The organism is Nocardia acidivorans NBRC 108247 (genome assembly GCF_001625085.1).
GTDB lineage: Bacteria > Actinomycetota > Actinomycetes > Mycobacteriales > Mycobacteriaceae > Nocardia > Nocardia acidivorans.
Window position 1 is genome coordinate 44,664 of record NZ_BDAW01000026.1, and the last position, 14,276, is coordinate 58,939.

The 14,276-nt window shown below is 67.1% G+C and carries 15 protein-coding genes; 11 read left to right on the plus strand and 4 right to left on the minus strand.

What is annotated here, in order from left to right; all coding sequences use genetic code 11:
* Window positions 1-97: 97 nt before the first annotated feature.
* The 6 genes from NA10_RS15895 (at window position 98) to NA10_RS15920 (ending at window position 5,264) form a co-directional block, all read left to right on the plus strand.
* Window positions 98-1,030, plus strand: coding sequence for a hexose kinase (locus tag NA10_RS15895; RefSeq protein ID WP_281180185.1), 933 nt, complete (start codon window positions 98-100; stop codon window positions 1,028-1,030).
* Window positions 1,031-1,106: 76 nt separating this feature from the next.
* Window positions 1,107-1,514: a hypothetical protein gene (locus tag NA10_RS15900; protein ID WP_067568617.1), complete on the plus strand. Its 408-nt coding sequence runs from the start codon at window positions 1,107-1,109 to the stop codon at window positions 1,512-1,514.
* A gap of 99 nt (window positions 1,515-1,613) precedes the next feature.
* Window positions 1,614-2,420, plus strand: a complete 807-nt coding sequence (locus NA10_RS15905; protein ID WP_067568618.1) for an ABC transporter ATP-binding protein — start codon at window positions 1,614-1,616, stop codon at window positions 2,418-2,420.
* A complete protein-coding gene (locus NA10_RS15910; RefSeq protein WP_084514750.1) occupies window positions 2,417-3,247 on the plus strand; it encodes an ABC transporter permease in 831 nt (276 codons plus the stop codon). Before NA10_RS15905 ends, NA10_RS15910 begins: the two co-directional genes overlap by 4 nt.
* Window positions 3,244-4,047 carry an ABC transporter permease gene (locus NA10_RS15915; protein WP_067568619.1) on the plus strand — a complete coding sequence of 268 codons (804 nt, stop codon included), beginning with the start codon at window positions 3,244-3,246 and terminating at the stop codon, window positions 4,045-4,047. Before NA10_RS15910 ends, NA10_RS15915 begins: the two co-directional genes overlap by 4 nt.
* Before the next feature lie 113 nt (window positions 4,048-4,160).
* Window positions 4,161-5,264 carry an ABC transporter substrate-binding protein gene (locus tag NA10_RS15920; RefSeq protein ID WP_067568620.1) on the plus strand — a complete coding sequence of 368 codons (1,104 nt, stop codon included), beginning with the start codon at window positions 4,161-4,163 and terminating at the stop codon, window positions 5,262-5,264.
* A gap of 56 nt (window positions 5,265-5,320) precedes the next feature.
* Here the strand turns inward: NA10_RS15920 and NA10_RS15925 are convergent, their stop codons facing one another.
* Window positions 5,321-6,346 (minus strand): XdhC family protein, encoded by a 1,026-nt coding sequence (locus NA10_RS15925; RefSeq protein ID WP_067568672.1) that lies wholly within the window; start codon window positions 6,344-6,346, stop codon window positions 5,321-5,323.
* Window positions 6,347-6,359: 13 nt separating this feature from the next.
* A complete protein-coding gene (locus NA10_RS15930; RefSeq protein WP_067568621.1) occupies window positions 6,360-7,070 on the minus strand; it encodes a nucleotidyltransferase family protein in 711 nt (236 codons plus the stop codon).
* A 78-nt stretch (window positions 7,071-7,148) separates the two neighbouring features.
* On the opposite strand from NA10_RS15930, the gene uraD reads away from it, so the two are divergent.
* The 3 genes from uraD to NA10_RS15945 are packed head-to-tail and all read left to right on the plus strand — an operon-like array spanning window position 7,149 to window position 9,348.
* Window positions 7,149-7,658, plus strand: coding sequence for a 2-oxo-4-hydroxy-4-carboxy-5-ureidoimidazoline decarboxylase (uraD, locus tag NA10_RS15935; protein WP_067568673.1), 510 nt, complete (start codon window positions 7,149-7,151; stop codon window positions 7,656-7,658).
* Window positions 7,655-7,972, plus strand: a complete 318-nt coding sequence (gene uraH, locus NA10_RS15940) for a hydroxyisourate hydrolase (protein WP_067568622.1) — start codon at window positions 7,655-7,657, stop codon at window positions 7,970-7,972. The genes uraD and uraH overlap by 4 nt, the downstream gene beginning before the upstream one ends.
* Before the next feature lie 5 nt (window positions 7,973-7,977).
* Entirely contained in the window at window positions 7,978-9,348 is a 1,371-nt protein-coding gene (locus NA10_RS15945) for an 8-oxoguanine deaminase (RefSeq protein WP_067568623.1), read from the plus strand.
* A 95-nt stretch (window positions 9,349-9,443) separates the two neighbouring features.
* Here the strand turns inward: NA10_RS15945 and NA10_RS15950 are convergent, their stop codons facing one another.
* Window positions 9,444-9,920 carry a DUF1772 domain-containing protein gene (locus NA10_RS15950; protein WP_067568624.1) on the minus strand — a complete coding sequence of 159 codons (477 nt, stop codon included), beginning with the start codon at window positions 9,918-9,920 and terminating at the stop codon, window positions 9,444-9,446.
* A 113-nt stretch (window positions 9,921-10,033) separates the two neighbouring features.
* Window positions 10,034-11,179 (minus strand): lipase family protein, encoded by a 1,146-nt coding sequence (locus tag NA10_RS15955; RefSeq protein ID WP_067568625.1) that lies wholly within the window; start codon window positions 11,177-11,179, stop codon window positions 10,034-10,036.
* 460 nt (window positions 11,180-11,639) lie between these two features.
* Between NA10_RS15955 and aceA the strand changes: the two genes are divergently transcribed.
* Together aceA and NA10_RS15965 are read left to right on the plus strand one after the other, a co-directional pair.
* Window positions 11,640-12,929 (plus strand): isocitrate lyase, encoded by a 1,290-nt coding sequence (gene aceA, locus NA10_RS15960; RefSeq protein WP_067568626.1) that lies wholly within the window; start codon window positions 11,640-11,642, stop codon window positions 12,927-12,929.
* Window positions 12,930-13,293: 364 nt separating this feature from the next.
* Window positions 13,294-14,181: a 3-hydroxybutyryl-CoA dehydrogenase gene (locus NA10_RS15965; RefSeq protein ID WP_067568627.1), complete on the plus strand. Its 888-nt coding sequence runs from the start codon at window positions 13,294-13,296 to the stop codon at window positions 14,179-14,181.
* Window positions 14,182-14,276 lie beyond the last annotated feature (95 nt).

Below are 14,276 nucleotides of genomic sequence, written 5' to 3' on the forward strand. Positions count from 1 at the left end.
ATTGCTGACTTTGCGAATCTTTTCGCTGCCCATTCGCGAGGTTTGGGGCTTGCGCCCACCCAGCCGACATGAACTAGTTGTACGGGTGATCCTCACCGTGACCATGAACCCCGCCTACGACATGACCTATCGGGTCGAGCATTTCGAGCGGGGCCGGGCACACCGGGTGCGGTCGGTGGATCAGCGGCTCGGCGGCCGCGGGATCAATGTCAACCGGGTGCTGAACCAACTGGGCAAATACGCGCGCGCCACCGGATTCTCGGACCACTCCTTCGCCGCGGCGGCCGAACTCGAGATGCCCGTCGACTTCGTGCACGCGCTGCCGTGGGTGCGGCGCACCGTGGTGATCAGCGAATCCGACGACGGCACCGCCACCGCGCTGTGGGAGCCCGGACCGCGCATCTCCGAACCGCATGCGGTGGATCAACTGCGAGTGCGGGTGGCCGGGATGCTCTCGGATATGAGCGGCATGGTCATCGCGGGCTCACTGCCCGGCGGTGTCGATCCGGGCCTGCCCGCCGAACTCGCGCGCACCGCCGCGCGCGCCGGGGTGCCCACCATCTGCGATCTCGACGGTCCGGCGCTGGAACTCTCCGCGCGCGTGCCCGGCGTGGTGCTCACCCCCAATATCGAAGAGCTGGAACGACTTACGGGCCGACCCGCCGCCACCATCTCGGAGATCCTGGCGGCCGTGGAACCGCTCATGACCGCGGGGGCGGGCGCGGTCATCGTCACCCGGGGCGGTGCGGGCATGGTCGCGGTGACCGGCGAGCGGGCCTGGTCCGCCGCGCTGCCGCAGCCGCTGGCGGGCAATCCCACCGGGGCCGGGGACGCCGCGGTGGCCGCGATCATCGCGGGCCTGGCCGCCGGGCCGAATCCGAACTGGCCCGCGCTGCTCACCGATGCGGTGGCCACCTCCGCCGCCGCGGTGGTGATTCCGGTCGCGGGTGAGATCGATCGAGCCCTGCGCGATCGGCTCACCCCTACCGTTCGCGTCACCGAACTGGAGCCGGTGGCGGCTCGCCCGTAGCGGACGTGGCACACCGCACTCGTGCACGGCGGCGTGTTTCCGGGTTCGTGCGGCGTGGCGGGGTAAATTCGGCGGGATGTCGGACCTGCGAGTGCCGCCCGATCCGGGGTCGGGCGTGGACGACACGTATCGGATGCCGCAGGCGGTGCGCGCGGCGCAGGTGATCGCGGTGCTGCTGGCGCTGATCGGACTGCTGTGCACGCTGTCTTCCGGATGGTTGCTGGGCAGCCGGTCCGCGATCCAGACCGCCGTGCCGTTCGTGCCCGGCTGGCTGCTCGGCCTGGTGGCCCTGACCTTTCAATCCGAGGGACAGTCGGTGCGGATCGGCGCGATTCTGCTGGCCGTGCTCAATATGCTGTGGACCGTCCCGTCCATTACCGACGGGCATCCGCCCGGACCGCTCGGACCCGTCGCCTCACTCGTGATGATCGTGCTGCTGTTTCGCCGGGAAGCCCGCGACTGGTTCGAACCCTCGGGTTGGTGAGTCGCCGGTAACCGAATTCGACCGTCGCCGGTAACACGGTCGAAATCCAGTCTGCCGATTCGCAATCTCGGTGCAATTCCCTGCTCCTATCGTGACCCTATGAGTTCGGAAGTCGCGGCCGCGGGAACAGGCATTCATATCAGCGGTCTGAGCAAGACCTTCCGATCCGGGCGGCGCAGCGTCACCGCCCTGGACGCGGTCGAATTGCATACCGAGCAGGGCGCGTTCCTGTCGCTGCTCGGACCCTCCGGATGCGGGAAATCCACCATCCTGCGCATACTCGCCGGGCTCGACACCCCGGGCGCGGGCACCGCCCGCATCAATGGCGAGACCCCCGCCGAGCTGCGCCGCAGGCATGAATTCGGCATCGCGTTCCAGGATTCGGCGCTCCTGCCCTGGCGCAGTGTGGAATCCAATATCAAACTGCCATTGCAGGTCGCCGGATTGCCCGCCGATCCCGCGCTGATCGCGGACCTGATCGCGCTGGTCGGACTGGAGGGTTTCGAGAAGGCCAAACCCGCACAGCTCTCCGGCGGTATGCGACAACGGGTTTCGATCGCGCGGGCGCTGGTGGTCAAACCCAAGATCCTGCTGCTGGATGAACCGTTCGGCGCGCTCGACGATATGACCAGGCAGCGGCTGAACCTGGAATTACTGCGCATCTGGACCGAGAAGCCCGCCACCACCCTGATGGTCACGCACGGCATCGCCGAGGCGGTCTTCCTCTCCGACGTGGTCGCGGTCATGAGCCCGCGGCCGGGACGGGTGGTGGAGATGGTCGATATCGACCTACCCCGGCCGCGCATCCCGGAGATGATGCGCACCTCCGAGTTCCACAAACTCTGCGACTATCTCTCCGAACTGCTCTTCGGGCGCACCGGACACGGCGGGGTGGTGGCGGAATGACCGGCGCGACAACGGATTCCGTAGTAGAGGAACGGCGCAGCCTGCGCGGCGGCCTGACCGCCCTGCGCGCCGGACTGCACATCTCCACACTCGGCGGGCTCGCGGGCATCGCGATACTGCTGGTGGCCTGGGCCGTCGCGGCGGCCCTGCACATCGCCAACGGCACCGTGCCCGGACCCTGGCAGGTGCTGCATACCATGTACACCGACGGCTGGTCGCTGTACGGGCCGAACTTCAAGGTGACGGCCTGGGGCGCGCTCCAGGGCTTCGCCTGGGGCAATGCGCTGGCCATTGTGCTGGCCCTGCTCGTGGTGCTGATTCCGCCGATCGAAATGCTCGTCACCCAGCTGGCCATCCTCAGCTACTGCACACCGTTGCTGGCACTGGGGCCGATCATCCTGGTGGTGTTCGGCGGGCGCACGCCGACGGTATTCCTGGCCGCCATGTACTGCTTCTTCCCGACGATGGTGGGCGCGGTCTCCGGTCTGCGCTCGGCGGACGGCGCCAGCCTGGATCTGGTGCGCGCCTACGGCGGCGGTCGCGGGCAGCGCATGCGCCGGGTGCAGCTCATCTCGGCGCTGCCGAATACCTTGGCGGCGTTGAAGATCGCCGCGCCCTCGGCGGTGCTGGGCGCGATCATCGGGGAGTACCTCGGTGGCGTGGACAGCGGGATCGGGGTGGCATTGACCGCCGCGCAGAGCGCCTACAACGTGCCGCGTACCTGGGGTATGGCCCTGGCCGCCGCGGCACTCGCCGGACTCGGCTACGCGGTGGTCGCGCTGATCGCCCGCCTGGCCCTGCCCTGGACCCGAGCCGAGGTGCGATGAAAACCCTGAACGTCCTGCGACCCATCGGCAAATTCCTGCTGCCGCTGCTGGTTTCGCTCATCCTGCTGGTCGTGCTCTGGTACGGCTTCCTACAGCTCTATCCCCAGGTCGGGCTGGTCGGCAAGAGTCCGGGCGAGGTGTGGAAGTACCTGGTCACCGGGCCGACCTCCGGCACCGCCCGGCACGCCATCTTCGCCGAGATGCGAATCACCCTGCGCGACGCCGGAATCGGCTTCCTCGCGGGCCTCGGCGGCGCACTCGTGGTGGCGGCGCTGTTCGTGGGCGTCCCCGCCATCGCCCAGGCGTTCCTGCCGGTCGCCATGCTGCTGCGCTCGGTCCCCCTGGTGGCGCTCACCCCGATCATCGTGCTCGTCTTCGGTCGCGGTCTGCTCGGCGTCACCGTCATGGCCGCCATCGTCGTCTTCTTCCCCGCCCTGGTCATGATCATGACCGCGCTGCGCAACGCTCCCACCCAGGCCATGGAACTCGTTGCCGCCTACGGCGGTTCGCAGTGGACCGCCATGCGCATGGTCTCGGTCCCCGCCGCCCTGCCCTCGGTCTTCGCCGCCGCCCGGGTTTCGGTGCCGGGAGCCCTGATCGGCGCTCTGCTGGGCGAATGGCTGGGCAGCGGAACGGGTTTGGGCGCGGGCCTGATCCGCGCCATACCCACCTTCCAGTACAACCGCCTCTGGGCCTCCATCGCCCTGGTCACCGTCGTCTCCGTCTTCGCCTACGCGGTGGTCGGCGTCCTGGAGAACCTGGTCCTGGCCCGCTTCGCCCCCGAACAGGGCCGCGACTGACCGGAGCTCATACTCCGATGATCGGCGACACAGTGGTGGTTAGTTAACCTGGCGCACACAAATACGTCCGTGAAAGCAAAATAATTGAAACTGAAAGCCTTTAGATTCGGCGAATGAGTTCTTTGCACCGGCCGGGTTCGGCCTCTCCGCTGTCCATGGATCGGCGATCCTTTCTTCGGTATGCCGGGTTGACCGGGGCTGTGCTCGCCGGGGGTTCGCTGCTCGCCGCCTGTGGGAAGGATTCCTCGGGGGGTGGGAACGGGACCACCGATGACGGGTCGAAGTACGGGACCGTCGCGGTGCAGTTGTCATGGTTGAAGAACATCGAGTTCGCGGGGGAGTACTTCGCCGATTCCAAGGGATATTTCAAGGAGGCCGGATTCGGATCGGTGAATCTGGTCGCCGGCGGCGCGGCCAGCACCTCGGTGGAGGCCGGGCTCGGAACCGGGAAGATCTGGATCGGCATGTCCGCACCGCAGACCACCGCGCCCGCGATTCTCGAGGGCCTGGACGCCAAGATCGTCGGCGCCACCTATCAGAAGAATCCGTTCTGCATCGTGAGCTCGGCGGCCAAACCCATCAATTCGCCGCAGGATATGAAGGGGCGCAAGATCGGTGTGCAGGACACCAATCAGCTCATCTTCAACGCGCTGCTCACCGCCAACGGTATGACGCCGAACGACGTCACCATCGTGCCCGCGCAATTCGATCCCACCCCGCTCGCCAACGGTGAGGTCGACGGCTGGGTCAGCTATGTGACCAATGAGCCGATCACCTTGGCCAGCAAGGGATTCGCCAATACCAACTTCCTCTTCGCGGATTTCGGGCTACCGCTGACCGCCGAAACCCTCACCGTCAGCCGGCACACCATCGACAATGAGCGGGAGAAATTGAAGGCGTGGCTGGTCGCCGATATCAAGGGCTGGAAGGACGCGGTCGCGGATCCGGCCGAGGCCGCGCGCCTGGCCGTCGAGGTGTACGGCAAGGATCAGCGCCTGGATCCGGAAGAGCAGAAGAAGGAAGCGCTGGCGCAGAACACCCTCGTGGTGTCACCGGCGACCCAGGTCAACGGCCTGTTCCTGATGTCCGACGAATTGATCGCGCACAATATCACCGCCCTGGCCAAGGCCAAGATCGATATCACGGCCGAGAAGCTCTTCGATATGTCGATCCTCAAAGAGGTCTATGCTGAGCATCCGGAACTCAAGGCGGGCTGAACGCCCCGGGGTAGTGAACGCCCCGGGGTAGTGAACGCCCCGGGGTAGTGAACGCCCTAGGACACCAGCGTCGAGCGATGATGCAGCGAGTCCCCCAGACTCGACAGCGGCTCGGCGGTGGTGCCGTTCCGATAGGCCAGCAACTCCGCCGCGATCGATACCGCGGTCTCGGCGGGGGTGCGCGCCCCCAGATCCAGTCCGGCCGGGGCATGCAGCCGCGAGAGCGTCTCGTCATCGAAACCGCCCGCCTGCAACGCCTCCATCCGATGCGTGTTCGCGGCCCGGGATCCCAGTGCGGCAAGGAATCCCAGCTCGGGTAGTCGCAGTGCGATGGTCAGCAGCGGGATCTCGAACTTTGCATCGTGCGAGAGCACCACAACCGCTGTGCTGGAATCGATCTCACCCGCCGCAGCGATGGTGTTCAGATAGCGGTGCGGCCAGTCCACCACCACCTCGCAGCCGGGATAGGCATCGGCATTGGCGAAGGTCGGGCGGGCATCGCAGACGGTCACCCGATAGCCCAGCAGTCGCGCCTGAACGGCCAGCGCACCCGCGATCGCGTTGGCGCCCACAATGATCAGGCGCGGCGGCCGGGTGAACGAGGACACGAACACATCCGAATCCGGCAGCGAGACCAGTTCGGTGCCGTGCTTGCGATCGGTGATCAGATGCTGGCCGATCACATCCGGATCCGAATGCCACACCACCGTGAACACCGTGACCTGCCGCTGCGCCGCGATATCGGCCGCCACATCCGGGAATTCGGGAAAATGCCTGCGCGAGAACGGTTCGGTGAACACATCCAGGGTGCCGCCGCAATCCATTCCGGCATCCAAACCGCTACCGGGCGTGAAACGATTCAGGCCCCGGCGGCCGGTGCGCGCCGCCTCCACCGCGGCCTCGTAGGCGGCCGCCTCCGCACACCCCGCGGAGACCGAGCCGAAAGCCCGGCCGTCGGCATCCACCACCATCGCCGCGCCGATCGGAAGGGGAGTCGCACCGACCGTTCGCACCAGGGTGGCAAGTCCGCCGGTCCGCCCGCTGTGCCACACCCGTAGAAGGTCGTCGACGATATCGCGCATCACTAGCTCCCGATCACCGTGTGCCGCACGGGTAATCCCGATCGATACCCGTCGCAAGGTCATCACACGTGACGCACACCATATCCGTTCGGCCGCGTAAATAAGTCCCCGCCCCATAATTTCCCGATGCGTTCGCCATCACCTCGGCCCAATGCGCACGACCCAGCAACACCGGATGGCCCGGCACATTTCCGAAATAGGCGCGTGCCAAACCACTCTCGCTCGCCCGGGCCGCATCGATCACCCGGCGCACCACCTCCGGGCCGACATCGGGGGTATCCACCGGCATGATCGCGACATAGCCGGGGAGTTCGACGGTAATACCGTCGCGGGAATTCCTGGCGCGGGAAATCCCCGGCGCAATATTCCGTTCGGCAGTAATCCGTGCGGCGAGCTCATGGCTCGCCACCGCCGCCAATCCGGCGCGCAGTGAAGCGCTCAATCCCGTCGCCCATTCCGAGGCCCACACCGGATGCGCCCCGGCCGGAATCTCGATGCGAGGGGTTTGCGAGACCAGCCATCTCGGCGCCGAATCCGAATCCCGATCGGGCAGCGCCGGTCCGGTCGCCCCCAGCACCACGAAGACCCGCGCACACCCGCCCGCGCGCAGCGCGTGCACCGCCGTCCGCAGCCACACGCCATCCTCGGCCAGGGCTTTCGGCATGCCGTAGCGGGTGCCGGCGCCCGCGGCCAGCACCAGGCCATCGCAGCGTTCGGGGGTCATGCAGGGCAGGGTAACCGCGCGCGCTGATCTTCGCCCCTCGAGTGGCGGGCGTGGTTGCCATCGCCGATGCTGGAGAGGATGACCGAGAACCGGATCGACCTCGAGGAATTCGCCACGCTGCCCGAGGCGGCCGCGGTGCGACTGCTACTCACCTGCTGCGCCTCGCCCGCCTGGGCGCGCGCCCTGGCCGCGCGCAGACCCTTCGCGAGCATCGAGGAACTGCTGCGCGCCGCCGATGCCGAACTCGGCGTGCTCTCCGAAACCGAGATCGATCAGGCCCTGGCCGGGCACCCTCGTATCGGCGATCGGCCGGACAGCGCCGACTCCGCGCGCGAACAGGCCGCAATGGCCACCGCCGAGGCCGGGGTACGTGCCGCGATCGCCGCCGGTAACCGCGAATACGAGGCAAAATTCGGGCATGTGTATCTGGTGTGCGCCACGGGGCGGTCACCGGAGCAGCTCCGGGCCACGCTCACCGAACGGCTGGGGAACGATCCGGCCACCGAAAGGCGCATCGTGCGAGAGGAATTGACGAAGATCAATCGAATCCGGCTACGGCGACTACTGAATTCGGGAGGCACCCAATGAGCTCGCTGAGCACGCATGTTCTGGACGCGGTACACGGCGCACCCGCCACCGGCGTCACTGTGACGTTGTTCGATTGGAGCGGAGCCGAATTGGCCTCCGCCGTCACCGACGCCGACGGTCGCGTCGGCGACCTCGCCGAGATCGCACCCGGCGACTACCGCCTGCGCTTCGACACCGGAACCTGGTTCACCGCACAGGGCGTCGACGCCTTCTACCCCGAGGTGAGCATCGCGTTCAGCGTCACCGGGGAGCGGCACTATCACGTACCGCTGCTGCTCTCACCCTTCGCCTTCTCCACCTACCGAGGCAGTTGATCCCCATGCGCGATGCGGCGGAAGTCACCCTGGTCATCGACGGCTGCGCCATCGCCACCGTGGACGCGACCGGCGCCGAATACAGCGACGGGCATATCGTGGTGCGCGGCAATCGAATCGAGGCCGTCGGGGCTGGTCGCGCGCCCGAGACGCCCGGGGCCGTCCGCATCGACGGGCGCGGCTGTCTGCTCACGCCGGGCCTGATCAATACCCACCACCACCTCTACCAGTGGGTGACGCGCGGGCTGGCGCCCGATGCCACGCTGTTCGAATGGCTCACCACGCTGTATCCGATCTGGGCGGGTATCGACGCGGACGCCACCCGGATCGCCGCCACCGGCGGGCTCGCCTCGCTGGCGCGCAGCGGCTGCACCACGACCACCGATCACCACTACGTCTTCCCGCGCGACGCCGGTGATCTGCTCACCGCCGAGATCGATGCCGCCGCGCAGGTCGGGCTGCGTTTCCACCCCTGTCGCGGTTCGATGGACCTGGGTGCCGGCGCGGGCGGACTGCCGCCCGATTCGGTGATCGAAAGCCTCGACGACATTCTCACCGCGAGCGCCGAGGCGGTATCGCGCCATCACGACGACTCCTTCGACTCCATGCTGCGCATTGCGCTCGCGCCCTGCTCACCGTTCTCGGTCACGGCCGATCTGTTGCGCGAATCCGCCGCGCTGGCAAGGGAACTCGGGGTTCGACTGCACACCCATGTCGCCGAGACCCTGGACGAACAGGAGTACTGCCTCGAGACGCACGGTGTCACGCCCGCCGCATACCTGGAGCAGCTGGGCTGGATCGGCCCCGACGTCTGGTGGGCGCACGCCATCCACCTCGACGACACCGCCATCGCGACCATGGCGCGCAGCGGCACCGGTGCGGCGCACTGCCCCACCTCCAACGGACGGCTCGGCGCCGGAATCGCCCGCACCGCCGACCTGCTCGCGGCGGGCGTCGCGGTCGGGCTCGGCGTGGACGGCGCGGCCAGCAATGAGGCGAGCTCACTCATCGAGGAGCCGCGCAACGCTCTGCTGTTCGCCCGCCAGCGCGGCGGACCCCAATCCCTGTCCGTGCGTACGGCTCTCGATATGGCCACCATGGGCGGCGCGCGAATCCTCGGCCGCGCCACCGAGATCGGTTCCCTCGAACCCGGCAAACTCGCCGATCTCGCCCTCTGGAACCTGTCCACCCCGGCGCACGCCGGTATCGACGACCCCGTCACCGCACTCATACTCGGCGCGGCTCCACCCCTGGCGGCACTGGTGGTGAACGGGCGAATCGTGGTGCGCCACGGCGAGATCCAAACCATCGACGAAGCCGCCGTCGGCCGCGACGTCGCCCGCGCCCAAGCCGCCCTGATAGCCAAGGCCGGATAGGTCCCCGCACCCCGATGGTGAACCTCTCGTCCGGACAGTAGGCGTACGACCGCGGCCCCGCACCGCAGGTGCGGGGCCGCCGGAATTCCGAGGGGTCAGAACAGCGCGATGGCGGTGCCCAGCGCGGCCAGCGCGACGGCCTGCAGGCCGACCCGCAAGGGCAGGACGCTCTCCCAGCGATCCTGCAGCGCACGGGCATTCGCGGGAATCACGCCGGACCGCGCGGCCGCGGTCTGGGCGGTATTGATCGGCTTGGCGACCCGGACGTAGACGCCGAGCCAGCTCACCAGCGCCAGCACCGCGACACCCGCCGCGACGGCCGCACCGACCTGTCCGGCGACCGCGGCGACCACGGTCGTCAGCACCGCGGTGATGACGCCGCCCGCACCGAACACCGGCATCCGCCTATCGCCGTAGTAGTGGCCCCAGCCGGCGGAGACGGTCACGGCCGCATCGTCCAGATGCTTGTTGACCGAGCGGGTGATGACCGCGGCCGACATATCGGCGCCGTAGACCGCGCCATTGGCGAGCACGGCGGCGATGGCGAGGATCTGGCCGATGGTGATGAGCATGTCGTTGCCTCTTCCGTTTTGAAATCTAGCATCGCTAGGAGCTGAAGCAACCATAGCGGTGACGCTACTAGCTTGTCTAGCGATGCTAGATTCGTGCCGGAAAGGCGGCCCGATCAGCCGAAGAGATTGCGCACGAACGGAACCGAGTCCGGCAGCGAGGCATTCACCGTGCCATCGTGATTGGTCGGATAGGTATGCAGCGTGACCGGCTGCCCATCGGCCTGCAACTTGGCCGCGAACGCCAGCGTCGCCGGAGTGGCGACATCGGTGTCCAGCAGTCCCTGGCCCAGGAAAAGCGGCTTGTCATAACCCGATTCGGGCAGGCCCATCACCCGCGCCAGCATTCCCTGCAGATCCGGGATCTGCGCCAGCGGGCGCGCGAACAGGTCGCCGACCACCACATTGTTCGCGGTCAACTCCTCGCCGAGGGACTCCAGGCAGGAGGAGTTGGCGTGCTCGAGCCAGTACCGCCCCGAATCATTGAGATAGGACTCGATATTCAGCTCCGGATAGGTCGTGCGCAGGCCGTTCAGGATGTACAGCACATAACCGGTGGTGTGCGCGGGCAGCTTGATCGGCGGCACGCCCGGTCCCAGCGGCAGCAGAATGTCCTCGATATAGGCCGGTACGCCGGTTCCGACCGCACCCCGGTAATCGAGGCCCGGTCCACCGAATTCGGTCGCGTAGCGCGCGGTGAAGACCGCGGCGCCGCCGCCCTGGGACTGGCCGACCACCACCCATTTGTTCGACAGCGCGGAGTAGTGGCCGGTCGCGGCCTTGACCGCGTCCACGACGTTATGCGCCTCGACCGTGCCATTGAGGTACGGATGATCGCCGGGCGTGCCCAATCCCGCGTAGTCGGCGGCCACGATGGCGTAGCCCTGCTTCAGCCAGGTGCCCAGGTAGGCCCAATCCCGTTCGCGCGCGGCCGGTCCGGCGATGGAGTATGCGCAGTCGTCGCCGAGGCCGATGGTGCCGTGCGCCCAGGCGATCACCGGCCAGCCGCCGGCGGGTGCGTCACCGGGCGGGAAGTACACCGCCGCACTCGCGGTTGTCGGTTGGTCGTTCGCGGTGGTGCTGCCGTAGAGGATTCGCTCCGCGCGCGCCGATCCCGGGAGCGTCGCGGCCGGTGCGAGTGGTTCGACCGCGCTCACCGCCCCGATTGTCACGGCAGGCCCCGCCATTACGCTCGGCGCGCTGACCAGCGCGGCGAGCGAGGCGGCGGCCAGCGCCGTCGTGCACAGCATTCGTTTCCGCATCCATGTCTCCTTATGTCCTCTGACGTCGCACCTGCGCTGGACGCGTGCCCAGACTAGGGCCTTTCCGGTACCCCGGGTGGCCCGCCCCACATCCATCAAGATCACAATCCATTGTGAAGGTGCTCACAGCTCGCCGGACATCGGCGCGTCGCGTGCCGGTGGCCGTCGTCACCCAAACAGTACGGGCGTTATGCAAAACTGCACGTCAGAGCTACTCGCAAGTAGAAACCCCGACTGCTATTAGCAGGCAAATTTCGCAGGTTTAGCAAAAGCCTCGCGAAAGCTAGCCGGGATTCACACTTGCAACAGGTAGACGGACATTTTTTCCTGTGCCATCGTGTGGAAGTACACCTCGCGGGCATAGCAAGCCTGCAAATTGCCGCTCCAGCAGTGTCCGAATCATCGCGAGAGGGTTCGACCGGCGGGGCAACCGAGACCGAACGAAGAAGTGGAGTCAGAGATGTCGACTGTCGGCACCCCGAAGACCGCTGCGGAGATCCAGAACGACTGGGATACCAACCCCCGTTGGAAGGGCATCACCCGGAGCTACACCGCCGAGCAGGTTGTGAAGCTGCAGGGCACCGTTGTCGAGGAGCACACGCTCGCCCGCCGTGGTGCCGAGATCCTGTGGGATCTGGTCAACAACGAGGACTACATCAACTCCCTGGGCGCCCTCACCGGCAACCAGGCCGTGCAGCAGGTGCGCGCGGGCCTCAAGGCCATCTACCTGTCCGGTTGGCAGGTCGCCGGTGACGCGAACCTGTCCGGCCACACCTACCCGGACCAGTCGCTGTACCCGGCGAACTCGGTTCCGTCCGTGGTGCGCCGCATCAACAACGCGCTGCTGCGCGCCGACGAGATCGCCAAGGTCGAGGGTGACACCTCAGTCGCCAACTGGCTGGCCCCGATCGTCGCCGACGCCGAGGCCGGTTTCGGTGGCGCGCTGAACGCCTACGAGCTGCAGAAGGCCATGATCGCCGCCGGCGCCGCCGGTGTGCACTGGGAGGACCAGCTGGCCTCCGAGAAGAAGTGCGGCCACCTCGGTGGCAAGGTGCTGATCCCCACCCAGCAGCACATCCGCACCCTGACCTCGGCTCGCCTCGCGGCCGACGTCGCCGGTGTCCCGTCGGTCATCATCGCGCGCACCGACGCCGAGGCCGCCACCCTGATCACCTCCGATGTGGACGAGCGCGACCGCGAGTTCCTCGATGGCACCCGTACCGCCGAGGGCTTCTTCGGTGTGAAGAACGGCATCGAGCCCTGCATCGCGCGTGCCAAGGCCTATGCCCCGTACTCCGACCTCATCTGGATGGAGACCGGTGTGCCGGATCTCGAGGTCGCCCGCAAGTTCGCCGAGGCCGTCCGCGGCGAGTTCCCGGACCAGCTGCTGGCCTACAACTGCTCGCCTTCGTTCAACTGGAAGGCGCACCTGGACGACGCGACCATCGCGAAGTTCCAGCGTGAGCTCGGCGCCATGGGCTTCAAGTTCCAGTTCATCACCCTGGCCGGCTTCCACTCGCTGAACTACGGCATGTTCGACCTGGCCTACGGCTACGCCCGCGAGGGCATGACCGCCTTCGTCGACCTGCAGGAGCGCGAGTTCAAGGCCGCTTCCGAGCGTGGCTTCACCGCCGTCAAGCACCAGCGCGAGGTCGGCGCCGGCTACTTCGACACCATCGCCACCACCGTGGACCCCAACACCAGCACCGCCGCGCTGAAGGGTTCGACCGAAGAGGGCCAGTTCCACTGAGCTTGAATCGGTTCCGATGATTTCCCCGGGGCGGTAGTCGCATCACACCTTCCACCGCCCCGGGGGAGTTCGAAAACTGATGGCACAGAACGCGACAACTGATTTCGTGCGATCCGGGTAACTCCGGGGGTACGGCCAAAATTGTTGTCGCGCTTATCCGCCACTACGCGTTCATGACAGTAAACGGCTCTGAGCTGGGCGCTGAGGTCGCGGAGAGGCGGCGGAGCCCTTCCCGTCGACAGCCCCGGCGGGGAGGGCGTTGTCATATAGCTTTGAACAGAAGACCTTACGAAGGCGCAGGGTCGTACCGGGTTCGACGCCTTCACCCAGAGCCACGACGGCCAACTAACAGCAGGAGCGGGACGTGAGCAGCGAAAAGATTCAGCGCGTCGGCATTATCGGTGCCGGTCAGATGGGTGCGGGTATCGCGGAGGTCTGTGCCCGGGCACACGTCGATGTGCTCGTATTCGAACAGACTCGCGAACTCGCCGCCGCCGGTCGTGCCCGCATCCTGCGGTCGCTGGACCGCGCGGTGTCCAGCGGCAAGATCTCCGAGCGCGAGCGGGAGCAGACCGCCTGGCGGTTGCGCTTCACCTCCGATCTCGCCGACTTCGCCGACCGCCAGCTGGTCGTCGAGGCCGTGCTGGAGAACGAAGATGTGAAGACCGCCATCTTCTCCGAGCTCGACAAGGTCGTCACCGATCCGAACGCGGTGCTGGCCTCCAACACCTCCTCCATCCCGATCATGAAGATCGCCGTGGCCACCAGCAACCCGGAGCGGGTTGTCGGTATGCACTTCTTCAACCCGGTCCCGGTGCTGCCGCTGGTCGAGCTGGTCACCACGCTCAAGACCAGTGACTCGGTCTCCAAGCGCGCCGAGCAGTTCGCCTCGGACGTGCTGGGCAAGCAGGTCGTGCGCTCGGCCGACCGCTCCGGTTTCGTGGTCAACGCGCTGCTGGTGCCGTACCTGCTCTCGGCCATCCGCATGGTCGAATCCGGTTTCGCCACCAAGGAAGACGTCGACAAGGCCATGGTGCTGGGCTGCGCCCACCCGATGGGCCCGCTGGCGCTGACCGACCTGGTCGGACTCGACACCGTGAAGTCCATCGCCGACTCCATGTACGCCGAGTTCAAGGAGCCGCTGTACTCCGCCCCGCCGCTGCTCATGCGCATGGTCGAGGCCGGACTCCTGGGCAAGAAGGCGGGCACGGGCTTCTACCAGTACAGCTCCCCCGCCGCCTCGCGTAACTAGCGCCCGGCTGAGAGCCGTCACGCGTTCCACACGCGTGGCGGCGGTCTGGTGCCACACCGATTTGGACGTCCCCGGCGAGTTACCCCGACCTTGTG